Consider the following 14,436-nt stretch of genomic DNA (forward strand, 5'->3'; position numbering starts at 1 on the left):
CGGTGCTACCCTGCGCCGCGATGAAGAAAGTCCTCGCGGCTCTGGCAGTGGTCATCGTGTTGGCGGCGGTGGCGGGTGTGGGTGCCTTCGTGGTGATGGAGGGGGCGGTCAACAAGGCCGTCGCCGCTCCGGGTGCGCCCGTGGTGGAGTTCACCGTCCCCAAGGGAACCTCGGGCAGGGGCCTGGGCGGCCTGCTCGTCACGCAGGGGTTGCTCTCGGACACCAGGGTCTGGCGCTACCACCTGTTCCGTCGGGGTGGGTTCTCGCCCAAGGCGGGGCGTCATCCGGTGAGCCCGTCCATGACGGTGGCGGAGCTGGCCAAGGCGCTGGAGGGCAACCCGCTCCCGGACGACATCCCGTTCGTGGTGGTGGAGGGCTGGCGGCTTCGCGACACGGACGCGGCGCTCGTCGCGGCGAACCTCATCAAGCCGGGCGAGTACATCGCGGCGGCCAGCAACCCCAGCCGCTTCAAGGCGCCGTTCCCGCTGCCCGTCACCACGCTGGAGGGTTACCTCTACCCGGAGACGTACGGCATCATCCCAGGGGACGTGGACGTGGAGGACCTCATCCAGCGGCAGCTGGACGCCTTCGCCGCGCGCTTCTACACGCCGAACAAGGACGCCATCGCCATGAGCGGACGCTCGCTGCACGAGGTGGTGGTGATGGCCTCCATGCTGGAGCGCGAGGAGCCGGTGCCCGCGCAGCGTCCCCTGGTGGCGGGCATCCTCTGGAAGCGCGTGGACAAGGGCTTCCCGCTCGGCGTGGACGCGACGTCACGTTACGTGCTGGCGCAGTGGAACGACCGCAAGGAGTTCCTCAAGCGCCTGCGAGACCCCGAGGACCCCTACAACACGCGGCACCGCAAGGGCCTGCCGCCGGGTCCCATCGGCGCGCCCACGGTGGAGTCGCTCCAGGCCGCGATGGCGCCGAAGCCGAGCGAGTTCTGGTACTACCTGCACGACGCGCAGAAGAACCTGCACCCCTCGCGCAACGCGGACGAGCACGAGGCGCTGCGCAAGAAGTACAACGTGTATTGAGCCTGGATGGCGCCCCCCTGCCGAGGAGGCGGGGGCGCGGTGCCTCGGCTCCATCTGTCCTCGGGTGGCCAATCGCTGGCGCACCTGTTGCTCAGCGACCTCCCTCGTTGAACACGAGGGAGAGGTGCCGTGCGGCGCAAGACAGTCGGGGCGGTGGGGTGGGGGCTGGGTGTGGCGCTCGGGCTCCTGGGTGGGTGCGGGCCTTCCCAACATGGGGAACGGAGTTCCACTCCTCCGGTGGAGGCCTCCCCGGACACGCGCCCGGAGTCGAGCGACGAGGAGCTGGTCACCCGGACGGTGACGTTCGGCGCGGGCGCGGACACGCACGTGGTGGCGACGTCGCCGACGACGAGCTTCGGCTCCTCGCCCACGCTGGAGGTGGACCGCGCTCCCGAGTCCGAGGCCTACCTGCGCTTCTTCATCGAGCCCTTCACCGGCACGGTGACGACGGCGCGGCTGCGGGTCTTCGCGGTGGATGGCTCGGTCGATGGCCCCACGGTGTACGACCCGCCCGGCGTGCGTTCGTGGAACGAGCTGACGACGTGGAGCAACCGCCCGGACTGGGGCGGGTACTGGGGCGTGGTCAGCGCGGGCGCCGTGGCCAGCGGCACCTGGATGGAGCTGGACGTCAGCGACATGTCCATCTCCCAGGGCAGCTACGTGGACGTGTTCCTGCGCGCGGACAGCACGGACGGCATGACGCTCGCGTCGAGCGAGCACCCCGACCCGGCCCTGCGTCCCCAACTGGTGCTCACGTTGGAGTCCGCGTCGGACCATCCGCCGCCGCGCCCCGTGCCGCTGACGGTGTCCGGTGCGCCGGTGTCCTTCGCGCCGAGCGCGGACACGTTCGTCTCCGAGGATGCGCCGGGCTCCTCGGAGGGTGGCTCGGCGCGGGCGCTGCGCGTGGGCACGAGTCCGGGGCGCGAGGCGCACCTGCGCTTCTCCGTGACGGGGTTGACGGAGACGGTGCAGCGCGCGGTGTTGCGCTTGCGAGTGGCCGCGGACGGTACGGAGGGCGGTCCGTCCGTCTTCGGGACCCAGGGCACGTGGAGCGAGTCGGGCCTGACGTGGAGCACGCGTCCGGCGCGGGTGGGGGGCACGTTGGACCGGGCGCCGTTCCTCGCGCCCTATGGCTTCGTGGAGTACGACGTCACGAACCAGGTGCGTGGCAACGGGGACGTCACCTTCGGGCTGTATGGCAATTCCGGGGACGAGGTGACGTTCCACTCGCGCGAGGCCGCGGACCTGGAGCCTCGGCTGTTCGTGTGGGCGGGGGCGTCTCGGAGCGAGCCGGGCGATGACTGCATGACGCGACAGGAGGTCATCGCGACCACCATCCCTCCGCTCCATGACACGTATGCGACGCCGGAGACGCCGTCGACGACGTACCACCGCGAGGCCTCGCTGCGCGTGGATGGGGCACCTCGAGCGGAGGGCTTCCTGGACTTCGACGTGCAACTGGGCACGCAGCCCGTGCGCCGGGTGCTGCTGCGCCTGTATGCGCTGGATGCGTCGGCGAATGGACCGCAGGTGTTCTCGGCGCGGCCGTTCGACGAGGCGACGACGGACTGGGCCCATCGCCCCGTCGTGAGCGGGAGCGCCCTCGCGAACCTGGGCGCGGTGACGCGGGACTCCTGGGTGGAGATCGACGTGACCGATGTGGTGACGACGTCGGGGCGTCATGCCTTCGCGTTGGTGCCGGACTCGGCGGATGGGTTGCGCTTCGCCTCGTCCGAGGCCAGCGAGCGCGGCATCCTCGACGCCGCGCCCCAGCTCGTCGTCGTCAAGGACGCGGCGCCGCGCTGCTCGTACCGGGGCACCCGGCCCTCGGGGACGACGGCGTGGGTGAAGCAGTCCACGGCGGCGGAGGCGGAGCGCTCGCACCACACCGCGCCCGCGCCAGGCGGGGGCTTCGTCGTCCTCAGCCACCAGGAGCAGACGCGGGATGCCCCTCCGTCTGCCGAGCGGACGGACGTCGTCACGCTGCACCGCGCGGACGGGAGCGTCGTGTGGACGCGGGCCTTCACGCAGGCGCAGGTCTCCTTCTCGAGGGTGGCGGTGACGGCGCGGGGACACGTGCTCGCCGCCGGCTCCTACGCCGGGACACCGGACCTGGGGACGGGCGCGCTGCCCCAGGGCACCGGCATGTTCGTGCTGGAGCTGACGGCGTCGGGCGCGGTGGCGTGGGCGCGGGGCTACACCGCGTGGTTCCAGCGGGCCGACGAGCGGCTCGACAATCCGATGCAGGTGCTCGACCTGGCCACGGACGCGCAGGGCGGCGCGGTGCTGGTGGGCACCTTCTGGGGCTACACGGACTTCGGCGCCGGGCCCGTCTACTCCGGCAAGCCGTTCCCCTATGACGACACGTATCCGAACTCGTACGTGCTGAAGCTGGACGGGCAGGGGGGCTATCAGTGGGCGAAGCTGCTCCTGGCGGACACGCTGCGCGGCACGGAGGCGACGAGCGTGGCGGTGGACGCCGGAGGGCAGGTCACCGTGGGCGGCTGGGCGGGGAGGGCGACGGACTTCGGCGCGGGACCGGACGCGCGAATCGGTCCGTTCGTGGCGCGGTGGGACGCGAGCGGTGCGCTCGGCTGGGTGCGTGTCATCCCGGTCTACTTCAGCAGCCTGCGTGCCCTGGCCGTCATGCCGGACGGCGGTGTCGCGTTCATCGGAGACTTCGGTGGCCGCTTCGACTTCGCGGGCCAGCCCTACGCCAGCCGCGAGCCGGATGAGTACGACGGCGGGCCTCGGGACACGATGCTCGGTCGGCTGGGCGCCACGGGGGCGGACGTGGTGCTGCGCACGTTCCGTGAGCTGACGTTCCAGGACCTCATCGTGGACGCCCAGGGGCACCTGGTGACGACGCAGGCGGGCGGCGGGAGTCTGCTGGGCCTGGGAGACGTGGGCCCGTCGGAGTCGGAGGCGCCGTACCGGCCCACGGTGGCCAGCTTCACGGACGCGCTGGAGACGCGTTGGGTCCGGGTGTTCGACCTGCTCCAGTCGAACCTCCTGCTCACGCCGCAGCCGGGCGGCATCCTCTTCACGGGAGACCTGGTCAGCGCGTTCGAGGTGGATGGCGTCTGGTACACGCCGACGTCACGCCGCTCGGACGTGCTGCACCTGCTGCTGCGGCCCTAGCGAGGCTCGAATCTTCGTTGCGCGGGGGACGGGCGCGGGCACCCACGGTGGGGCTCGCGCCCGCACGCGTTGGCGCACCTGTTGCTTTCCCATCGCAATGGCAGCACGCGAGGGAGAGATGACGTGAATCGGTGGACAGTGGGAGCCGTGGGTGGGGGTCTGGGAGTGGCACTGGTCTTCCTGGGTGGGTGCGGGGGTGCCCAGGAAGGTGTTTCGGTTTCACAGACGGAAGTCATCGAGCAGGAACGTGACGCGCTGGTCACGCGCACGGTGAGCATCATCGCGATGGCGGACACGCACGTGTCCTCCGCGCAGCCGACGTCGAGCTTCGGCTCATCACAGACAATGGTCGTGGGGCGCGCTCCCGAGTCGGAGGCGTACCTGCGCTTCTTCGTCGACCCCATCCCGGAGGGGCGCATCACCACGGCGAGGCTGCGGGTGTATGCGATGGAGGGCTCCTCGGATGGGCCCACCGCCCATGGGCCGGGCGTGTACCGGAGCTGGAACGAGGAGACGACGTGGAACACGCGGCCCGTGCACGCCACCTCGTGGCTCGCGACGTCGGCGGTGGTGCCGGATGGCTCGTGGATGGAGTTCGACGTCACCAACGTCCACGTCGGTCCCAACGCCTTCAATGACCTCTTCTTGAAGGCGGATGGGGACGACGCCGTCACCATCGCCTCCAGCGAGCATCCCGACCCCGCCCTGCGCCCCCAACTGCTGCTCACCGTCGAGAGCGCGCCGGACCACCCCACGAACCCGCTGGTGCCCCTCGCGGTGGTCACCCCTCCGCTGACCCTGGTCGCCGTCGCCGACACGTTCGTCTCCGCCGACGCGCCGACGTCGTCCGCGGGAGGCAGCGCCGACACGCTCGTGGTGGGCAATGCCCCGGAGCGCGAGGTGCACCTGCGCTTCAACGTCCAGGGGCTGCCGGAGACCGTGCAGCGCGCGGTGCTGCGGCTCCACCTGGGGTTCGACGGCACGACGGGCGGCCCGTCCGTCTTCGCGACCCAGGGCCCCTGGAATGAGGCGAGCGTCACCTGGAGCACCCGCCCGACGAAGACGGGCCGTGAGCTGGACCGCATGCCGTTCCTGGAGCCCTGGGGCTATGTCGACTACGACGTGACGGCGCACGTGCGCGGCAATGGGAGCGTGACGCTGGGGCTCTACGGGAGGTCCGCGGACGCGGTGACGTTCCACTCGCGCGAGTCCGACCTGTCGTCGGCGAATCCTCCCCAGCTCCTCATCTGGACGGGGACTCCCCGCGAGGCGCCGATGGATGCCTGCCTCACACGCCGCGAGCTCCAGACGACGACGGTGCTCCCGCTGCATGACACCTATGTCGACGCGCTCCACGGCACCCGGACGTTCCATCGCGAGGCGACGCTGCGCGTGGACGCATCGCCGGGAGCCGTCAGCTACCTGGACTTCGACGTGCAGCCGTTCCCGGGACAGGTCCGCCGTGTGCTGCTCCAGCTCTACGCCCTGGAGGCGACGGGCAGCGGCCCGCGCATCTTCAAGGCCCGGCCCTTCGACCCGTACACCATCAACTGGCACCAGCAGCCCACCACGCTCTACCCCTTCGGAGACCTGGGCCCGGTGAAGAAGGACCAGTGGGTGGAGTACGACGTGACGAACGAGGTGACGGCGCCGGGTCGCCACGCCTTCGGGTTGGTGCCGGACTCGTCCGACGGGCTGAGCTTCGCCTCGGTCGACGCGCACTGGGGCTATATCCTGCACGCCGCGCCCCGGCTGGTCATCGTCACGGAGAGCGAGCCGTTCTGCTCGTATCGCGGCACGAACCCCGCGGGAGGGACGCTGGCAGGCACGCAGGCCGGCCGTCCGGAGGCCGAGCGTTCGAGGGACACGGCGCCCGTGCCCGGTGGCGGCTTCGTCGTGTTGAGCGCGGTGGAGCAGACGCTGGACAGCACGCCCTGGTCCTCGCAGACGGACGTCGTCACGCTGCACCGTGAGGACGGCGGCGTCGCGTGGTCGCGCGAGTTCGCCCAGCCGGGTGTGGAGCTCCGCAAGGTGACGGTGACGACGCTGGGCAACGTGCTCGTCGCCGGTGAGTACCGGGGCGCGCCGGACCTGGGCAAGGGCCCGCTGCCCCTGGCCGGGAACACGGGCCTGTTCGTGATGAAGCTGACGCCGTCGGGAGCGGTGGACTGGACGCGCGGCTACACCGCCTGGTTCGACGACGGCACGGTGCGCCACGAGAACCCGATGGCGGTGTTCGACCTGGCCACGGACGCGCATGGCAGCGCGGTGGTGACGGGCAGCTTCTGGGGGAAGACGGACTTCGGTGGCGGGGAGCTGCACTCCGGCAAGACCTTCCCCTACGACGACTCCCGCCCGAACAGCTTCATCGTGAAGCTCCAGTGGGATGGGGCCTATGCGTGGGCCAGGACCCTCAAGTCACCGGGCATCCGAGGCGCCCAGGCCACGGCCCTCACGGTGGACGCGCAGGAGAACATCACCGTGGGCGGCACCACGGGGCAGGGCATCGACTTCGGTGATGGCCCCGTCTACCGCAATGGCCTGTTCGTCGTGCGATGGAGCCCGAGCGGCGCCTATCAGTGGTCCCGGGTGATGGGCGTGAACCACTCCAGGATGACGGGGGTCGTCGTGCTTCCGGACGGAGGCGTGGCCTTCGCCGCGAGCTTCGAGGGAGGCCTCGTCTTCGGTGGGCGCACCTACCTCAGCAAGGAGCCGGACGAGTACGAGGGAGGTCCCTGGGACGCGGTCCTCGGCCGCTTGAGCGCCACGGGCGAGGAGGTGTCGCTGCGGCACTTCCAGCAGACGCCCGCTCACTCCAGCTTCTTCCACGACCTGGTCCTGGACGGTGCGGGCAACCTGGTGGTGTCGCTGGGGGGCTTCGGCGGGCTGCTCGGGCTGGGCGAAGTGGGGCCGCCGGGCGTCACCTCGCCGCCGCGTCCGACGGTGGCGAGCTTCACGGCCGCGCTGGAGCCGCGCTGGGTCCGCGTGCTCGACGTGCTCCAGTCGGACCTTCGCCTGACGCCCGCGGGCGAGGGCGTCATCGTCAGCGGTGACTTCGCGGGGGCCTTCGAGCTGGAGGGCACCTGGTACACCTCCACGGCCCAGCGCTTGGACCTGCTGCACTTCAAGCTCCGGCGCTGACCCGCAATCCCTGACGTGATGTTCGCGACCGCTCGGTCCGCTGACCGGGCGGTCGCATTTTCATGTCAATCGTAGACACTGCGAGTGGCTCAATGACTCACACGCGTTGGCGCACCTGTTGCTTTCCCAATTCAGTGGCAGTACGCGAGGGAGAGGTCACGTGAAACGGTGGACAGTTGGCGCAGTGGGTTGGAGTCTGGGAGTGGCACTTTTCTTCCTGAATGGGTGTGGAAGTGCCCAACCAGGAGCAGGGGTTGACCCGGAGACGGGGAGCCACGAGCAGGAGCTCGTCACGCAGACGGTGGCGATCGTGGCGGCGGCGGATACGTATGTGTCGGCGGCCTCGCCGGCGACGAGCTTCGGCTCGCAGCCGACGATGGAGGTGGACCAGTCACCCGAGTCGGAGGCGTACCTGCGCTTCTATGTCGCTCCGGTGGACGGCACCATCACCACGGCCCGGTTGCGGGTGTATGCCTTGGATGGCTCGGCGGACGGGCCCACGGCGCATGACCCTCGCATCGGGGGGCGGGCCTGGAACGAGCTGACGACCTGGAACACGCGGCCGACCCGGGATGGGTTCTCCGCGTTGAGCAGCGCGGGGGCGGTGGCCAGTGGCACGTGGATCGAGCTGGACATCACCGGGATGCACATCTCCACGAGCGCCTTCACGGACGTCCACCTGGTGGCCGACAGCACGGACGGCGTGACGATTGCGTCGAGCGAGCATCCGAACACGTCACTGCGCCCCCAGCTGGTCCTCACCGTCCAGTCCGCGGACGACCACCCTCCGCACCCCGCGCTACCCATCACGGTGTCGAGCCCTCCGGTGGTCTTCACCGCGAGCGACGACACGTATGTCTCCGCCGACGCGCCGACGTCCACCGAGGGCGGTTTCGCCACGGACCTGCGGGTGGGGCAGTCGCCCGACCGCGAGGTGCACCTGCGCTTCGACGTGCTGGGCCTGACGGAGTCGGTGCAGCGCGCGGTGCTGCGGATGCACGTGGGCCTGGATGGGACGACGGGGGGACCGGCGGTCTACGCCACGCAGGGGCCCTGGAGCGAGATGAGCGTCTCCTGGAACACCCGCCCCACGAAGGTGGGCGCGGAGGTCGACCGGCTGCCCTACCTGGCGCCATCCGGGTACGTGGACTACGAGGTGACGGACCTGGTGCGTGGCAACGGCAACTTCACCTTCGGCGTGTACGGGACGTCGGGTGACGCGATGCTCTTCCACTCGAAGGAGTCCTGGTCCGGGAGCGGAGGCCCGCGGCTGCTGGTGTGGACGGGGGCGCCCAGGGCCGCGCCGACGGATGCGTGCATGACGCGCCGGGAGCTGGTCTCGAAGGTGAGCGAGCTGCGGCACGACACCTATGTGAGCGCCGAGCGTCCGACGACGACGTTCCACCGCGAGGCGTCGATGCGCGTGGATGGCTCGCCGGGCATGAACGGCTTCCTGGAGTTCGACGTCCAGCTCGACGCGACGCCGGTGCGCCGCGTGCTGCTCCAGCTCTACGCCCTGGAGGCGACGGACAACGGGCCGCTGCTCTACCAGGCGCAGCCGTTCGACCCGGCGGCCGCGACCTGGCAGCACCCGCCCGCGATGACGGACCTGGTGGGGGACGCGGGCGCGGTGAAGAAGGACCAGTGGGTGGAGTACGACGTGACGAGCGTGGTGACGGCCTCGGGGCGGTACGCCTTCGGGCTGCTCGCCGACTCCTCCAAGGGGTTGAGCTTCGCGACGGGGGATGCCAGCGCGAAGGGGCTCCTGGACGCGGCGCCCCGGCTGGTCGTCGTCACGGAGAGCGCGCCCTTCTGCTCGTACCGGGGCACGCAGCCCTCGGGGACGACGGCGTGGGTGAAGCAGACGAACAACGCCTCGGCCGAGCGCGCGCGGGACACGGCGCCCGCGCCGGACGGTGGCTTCGCCGTCGTGGGCACGCAGGAGCAGACGCGGGACGGCGAGTCCTGGGCCGAGCAGACGGATGTGGTGACGCTGCACCGGGCGGATGGCTCGGTGACGTGGCGACTGACGTTCGCCCAGCCGGGCGTGGAGTTCCGCAAGGTGACGGTGACGACGCTGGGCAACGTGCTCGTCGCCGGTGAGTACCGGGGCACGCCGGACCTGGGCAAGGGCGCGCTGCCCCGGGGCACGGGCATGTTCGTGATGAAGCTGACGCCGTCGGGCGCGGTGGACTGGACGCGGGGCTACACGGCGTGGTTCCGCATGGACGACGAGCTGCTCGACAATCCCATGTTCGTGCACGACCTGGCGACGGACGCGCACGGCAGCGCGGTGGTGACGGGCGGCTTCTGGGGCAAGACGGACTTCGGCGGCGGCGAGGTCGACGCCGGCAAGCCGTTCCCCTACGACGACGAGTACCCGAACTCCTTCGTCCTCAAGCTCCAGTGGGACGGCGCCTACCAGTGGGCGCGCGTGCTGAAGACGAACGCCATGCGGGGCACCCAGGCGGTGAGCGTCGCGGTGGACGCGCAGGAGAACATCACCGTGGGCGGCTGGGCCGGGCCGGGCACCGACTTCGGCGCGGGCGCGCTCGCGCGGGGTGGGGTGTTCGTGGCGCGCTGGAGCGTGACGGGCGACCACCAGTGGCACTGGCTGCTGCCGACGTCCTACGACACGGTGTTCGCGGACCTGTACCAGGTGGCGGTCTTGCCGGATGGGGGCGTGGCCTTCACGGGCGACTTCGACGGCCGCTTCACCTTCGCGGGCACCCCGTATGTCAGCGCGGAGCCGGACGACAACTACGATGGTCCCCGCGAGGCGATCCTCGGCAGGCTCACCTCCACGGGCGCGGAGCTGACGCTGCGGCAGTTCCCGCTGAGCACGACGAGCTCCTATGGCCTGGGCTCGCTGGTCGCGGACGCCAACGGGAACCTGTTCACGGTCCAGGCGGGGCACGGCGGCCTGTTGGGGCTGGGCTCCGTGGGGCTGCCGGAGACGGTGGCGCCACAGCGACCCACCGTGGCCAGCTTCTCGTCGACGCTGCAGACGCGCTGGGTGAGGGTGTTCGAGCCGCTCCAGTCCCCCCGGCTGACGGCGGTGACGGGCGGCGTGGTGCTGACAGGAGACCTGGGGCGGTCCATCGAGGTGGATGGCACCTGGTACACGCCGACCTCCCGCCGGCTGGACCTGCTGCACGTCAAGCTGAGGCCGTGAGCGACGGGTGACTCCGGGGCTGTGACCGTCCGTGCTTGTCCGGGCGGGCGGTCACCTGCCCGGGGTGCGACGGGGCGAGCCACCTGTCCATTGGCGCGCGTTCGTCATGTTCGCGGGGGATGGTCTCTTCCTGCTTCCCGGGAGCGGGATTCGCGATATGGACGGAGGGGTACATGACTCCTTTCCCCAAGAAGCTCCAAGATCGTGCAGAGGCCCTCGAGGCCGCGGATGAGCAGCTCACCACGTTGGACGAGGACGGCCTGTTGGCCGCGCCCGTCGATATCTTCTCGATGCTGCGGGATGGCATCGACCTCCACGAAAACCTGAAGGACACCTCCCGGACGTTCGCCTCGAACGACTGCGTGGTGGTGACGGGGAACGTGGATGTGGAGACGCTGGTGTTGAAGGGGCCGGGCGGGATGCTCGTCCTCGGTGACCTGCGGGTCGGCACGGCGGAGCTCCACGCCAACGTGCTCGTGCTGGGGAACTGTGAAATCTCCGAGCGTGTCGTCGGACACGACGAGCCGCACACGCTCACCGTCCTGGGCGAGGTCCAGGGTGGCCGGGCGGAGATGCAAAAGCAGTTCATCATGCAGTTCCTCGGTGGCGGCAAGCTGACGGCGCTGGTCGACAGCGAGGGTGGCGCGGCGGAGCTGCTCGAGCTGCTGAGCGGCGCGGGCAGTGAGCTGGAGGTCGACGAGGTCGACCCGTAGTCGTCGTGCAGGCAGACCGCCGGGACGCGCAATGCGTCCCGGTGGCCCTGCTCCGAGGTGTCAGGCCGCCACGCCGAGCAGCTCGCGGAGCTGACGCAGCATCTCGATTTCGCTCGGGTGGATGTGCCCGTCGCTGGCGATGAGGTCATGCGCCGCGTCGATGACGGCCTTCGGGTCGGCCTTGAGGATGCCCAGGTTGGGCGCGGGCAGCGGCGTCCCGTTCTGCAGGCACTTCGCCAGCTGCTCCAGGTCCGGCAGGGGAACGCTCATCCCCCGGGCCGTGGCCATGATGTGGTCGATCTCCTCCCGGCTGACCCCCTCGTCTCCGCTGGCGACCTGGAGCAGCAGCTTGAGGACTTCAATCTGGAAGCGGGCGTCGGGGCTTGAGGCGGTGGACATCCTTGGTACATCCTCCGAGGTGGGCTCGCGAGTGGGCGCGACACATGTATCGCTCCTACAAGTGCACGGGCTTCGCGGAGAAAGCTTCTCATGAAAGTGGTGGAGACGGAGCGGCTCGTCCTGCGTCGCGTGACGCACGAGGACGCCGCTTTCATCCTGGGGATGTTGAACGAGCCCGCGTGGCTGCGCTTCATCGGAGACCGTGGCGTGCGCACTATCGAGGGCGCGCACGACTACATCACCAACGTGCCCCTGACGCAGTACGCCCAGCTGGGCTACGGGCTGTACCTGGTGGAGGGCCGGCAGGACGGCGTGCCCATGGGGTTGTGCGGCCTGCTCAAGCGCGACTCGCTGGAGCACCCCGACATCGGCTTCGCGTTCAAGCCCGCCTACTGGAGCCAGGGCTACGCGCGGGAGGCCGCCGAGGCGGTGCTGCGCCACGCCCGGGAGGACCACAAGATTTCGCGCGTCGCCGCCATCGTCTCCAAGGACAACGTCAGCTCCATCAAGCTGCTGGAGCGGATGGGCCTGCGCTTCGAGCGGCACATGCGCCTGCCCGGCGCCACCGAGGAGATCAGCCTCTATCTGACGGCGCCGTGAGTCGAGCGGGGAATCCAGGAAGACGCCCGCGCGTGAGCGGGACGTCACCTGGCTGACACCGCCGCTGGCTTGGCGTGCGGGGCGTGCGTCTCCTAGACTCGCGAGCGTGGGCCCCCCGTCGAACAGCGTAGACGGCGGGAAGAACGCGCTGCTGCGCGCACTCCCCTCCATCGAGCAGCTCCTGCGACGGCCGTCGCTGGAACCGCTGCTGTCTGGTGTTCCCCGCGCCAGGGCCGTGTCCGCGCTGCGGCTGGCCGTGGACCGCGTGCGCGCGCGCCTGCTCCAGGGCGACCCGCGCCCCTTCGACGACGCGGACGTGGGCGAGGCGCTCAGCACGCTGTCCACGCCGGGGCTGCGCGCGGTGCTCAACGCCACGGGGGTGGTGCTGCACACCAACCTGGGGCGCGCGCCGCTCGCGCCGGAGGCGGTGGCGCGGGTGGCCCAGGTGGCGCGGGGCTATTCGAACCTCGAGTACGACCTGGACGAGGGCGAGCGGGGCAGCCGCTACGCGCCGGTGGTGGGGCTCTTGCGTCAGCTCACCGGCGCGGAGGACGCGCTCGTCGTCAACAACTGCGCGGGCGCGGTGCTGCTCGTGCTGGCCGCGCTGGCGTCCGGCCGCGAGTGTGTCGTGTCGCGCGGGGAGCTGGTGGAGATTGGCGGAGGCTTCCGGGTGCCGGACGTCATGCGGCAGTCGGGCGCGCGGCTCGTGGAGGTGGGCACCACCAACCGCACGCGGCTGTCCGACTACGCGGCCGCGGTGGGCCACGACACGGGCCTGTTGGTGAAGGTGCACCGCTCCAACTTCGCGGTGGTGGGCTTCACCGAGGAGGCGAGCGTGGGGGCGCTCGCGACGCTGGGCCGGGAGCGCGGGGTGCCCGTGTTCCAGGACCTGGGTTCGGGGGCGCTGGTCCCCATGGTGGGAGAGGGGATGGGACAGGAGCCCACGGTGGCCGAGGTGGTCGCCGAGGGAGCGGATGTGGTGGCGTTCTCGGGGGACAAGCTGTTGGGCGGGCCGCAGGCGGGCGTGGTGGTGGGACGCTCGGCGTTGCTCGCGCGCATCAAGGCGCATCCGCTCACCCGGGCGTTGAGGGTGGACAAGCTGACGGTGGCCGCGTTGGAGGCCACGCTGGAGTTGTATCGGGACGGCAAGCCAGGGGCCGTGCCCACGTACAGACTGCTCGCCCAGTCGTCCCAGGAGCTGCGCGCCCGCGCGCTGCGGCTTCAGGACTTGCTGGCCGAGCAAGGCGTGAGTGCCCGAGTGGACGGGGTGGTGGGACAGGTGGGCGGGGGCGCCATGCCGCTGGCCCGGTTGCCTTCCTTTGCGTGCATCCTCAACGTGGGTGCACCGGAATCTTTCCTCGAGCGCCTGCGCGCCGGCGGAATGCCGGTTATTGGCAGGATCGCGGATGGCGAGGTGGTCCTCGACGTCCGCTGTCTCGCGGAGGAGGAGCTCAGGTCGGTCGCCGAAGCGGTGGCGACCGCAAGTCCCGGGAAACCACCATGATCAACAGCGCCGTCCTCGTACTCAACCGGTATTACCAACCGGTGCATGTCACGTCGGTGAAGCGGGCCTTCAGCCTGTTGTATCAGGGCGTCGCCAAGGCCATCGACGCGCAGTACCGGCTCTACGAGTTCGATGATTGGGCGGCGCTGAGCGCCACCAATGACTGCATCACCACCATCAACCGGACCATCCGCGTCCCCCGGGTGCTGGTGCTCAGCGCGTATGACCATCTACCCCGCGGGCGGGTGCGCTTCTCCCGGCTCAACATCTACGCGCGCGACGCGGACACCTGTCAGTACTGCGGCAAGAACCTGCCGCGCAGCGAGCTGAACCTGGACCACGTCATGCCCCGCACGCAGGGTGGCAAGACGACGTGGGAGAACGTCGTGTGCTCGTGTGTGCCCTGCAATCTCAAGAAGGGGGGCCGCACGCCGGAGCAGGCGGACATGCGGCTCCTGAAGAAGCCGGTGCGCCCGCGCTGGACGCCGTTGTTCCGGGGCGCCACGCGCAAGGTGACGTATCAGGAGTGGCTGCCGTTCCTGCACCTGGCGGATGCCTCGTATTGGAACGTGGAGCTGCTGGACGAGTAGGGCGCCCGAGCGCTTGCTCACCGGCCTGCCCGGCGAATCCTGTAAAATGGGGTGTCGCGGGGGGAGTCATGGCTCGGGTTGATCCACGAAGTGGCCACGGATTGGCGGGGAGTCGACTCGGGCGGTAGGACGGGCT

Annotated in this window: 9 protein-coding genes; 8 read left to right on the plus strand and 1 reads right to left on the minus strand. The window is 70.3% G+C overall.

What is annotated here, in order from left to right:
• Positions 1-20 precede the first annotated feature (20 nt).
• From mltG to OWM54_RS39465, 5 genes are all read left to right on the plus strand, one after another.
• Complete coding sequence (mltG, locus tag OWM54_RS39445; RefSeq protein WP_267700667.1) at positions 21-1,037, plus strand: endolytic transglycosylase MltG; 1,017 nt, start codon at positions 21-23, stop codon at positions 1,035-1,037.
• 237 nt (positions 1,038-1,274) lie between these two features.
• Positions 1,275-4,178 (plus strand): DUF7594 domain-containing protein, encoded by a 2,904-nt coding sequence (locus tag OWM54_RS39450; protein WP_267700669.1) that lies wholly within the window; start codon positions 1,275-1,277, stop codon positions 4,176-4,178.
• Between the two features lie 165 nt (positions 4,179-4,343).
• A complete protein-coding gene (locus OWM54_RS39455) occupies positions 4,344-7,319 on the plus strand; it encodes a DUF7594 domain-containing protein (RefSeq protein ID WP_267700671.1) in 2,976 nt (991 codons plus the stop codon).
• Positions 7,320-7,620: 301 nt separating this feature from the next.
• Positions 7,621-10,494 carry a DUF7594 domain-containing protein gene (locus tag OWM54_RS39460; protein WP_267700672.1) on the plus strand — a complete coding sequence of 958 codons (2,874 nt, stop codon included), beginning with the start codon at positions 7,621-7,623 and terminating at the stop codon, positions 10,492-10,494.
• 173 nt (positions 10,495-10,667) lie between these two features.
• Positions 10,668-11,207 carry a hypothetical protein gene (locus OWM54_RS39465; protein WP_223747276.1) on the plus strand — a complete coding sequence of 180 codons (540 nt, stop codon included), beginning with the start codon at positions 10,668-10,670 and terminating at the stop codon, positions 11,205-11,207.
• Between the two features lie 60 nt (positions 11,208-11,267).
• Here OWM54_RS39465 and OWM54_RS39470 read toward each other — a convergent pair whose 3' ends face one another.
• A complete protein-coding gene (locus OWM54_RS39470) occupies positions 11,268-11,606 on the minus strand; it encodes a TerB family tellurite resistance protein (protein ID WP_223747277.1) in 339 nt (112 codons plus the stop codon).
• Between the two features lie 90 nt (positions 11,607-11,696).
• On the opposite strand from OWM54_RS39470, the gene OWM54_RS39475 reads away from it, so the two are divergent.
• From OWM54_RS39475 to OWM54_RS39485, 3 genes are all read left to right on the plus strand, one after another.
• On the plus strand, positions 11,697-12,206 hold the full coding sequence (locus OWM54_RS39475) for a GNAT family N-acetyltransferase (protein ID WP_223747278.1): 510 nt from the start codon (positions 11,697-11,699) through the stop codon (positions 12,204-12,206).
• Positions 12,207-12,312: 106 nt separating this feature from the next.
• Positions 12,313-13,710, plus strand: a complete 1,398-nt coding sequence (gene selA, locus OWM54_RS39480; protein WP_223747279.1) for an L-seryl-tRNA(Sec) selenium transferase — start codon at positions 12,313-12,315, stop codon at positions 13,708-13,710.
• Positions 13,707-14,300, plus strand: a complete 594-nt coding sequence (locus OWM54_RS39485; RefSeq protein WP_015350138.1) for an HNH endonuclease — start codon at positions 13,707-13,709, stop codon at positions 14,298-14,300. Before selA ends, OWM54_RS39485 begins: the two co-directional genes overlap by 4 nt.
• Positions 14,301-14,436 lie beyond the last annotated feature (136 nt).

It is taken from the genome of Myxococcus sp. MISCRS1 (genome assembly GCF_026626605.1).
Lineage (GTDB): Bacteria > Myxococcota > Myxococcia > Myxococcales > Myxococcaceae > Myxococcus > Myxococcus fulvus.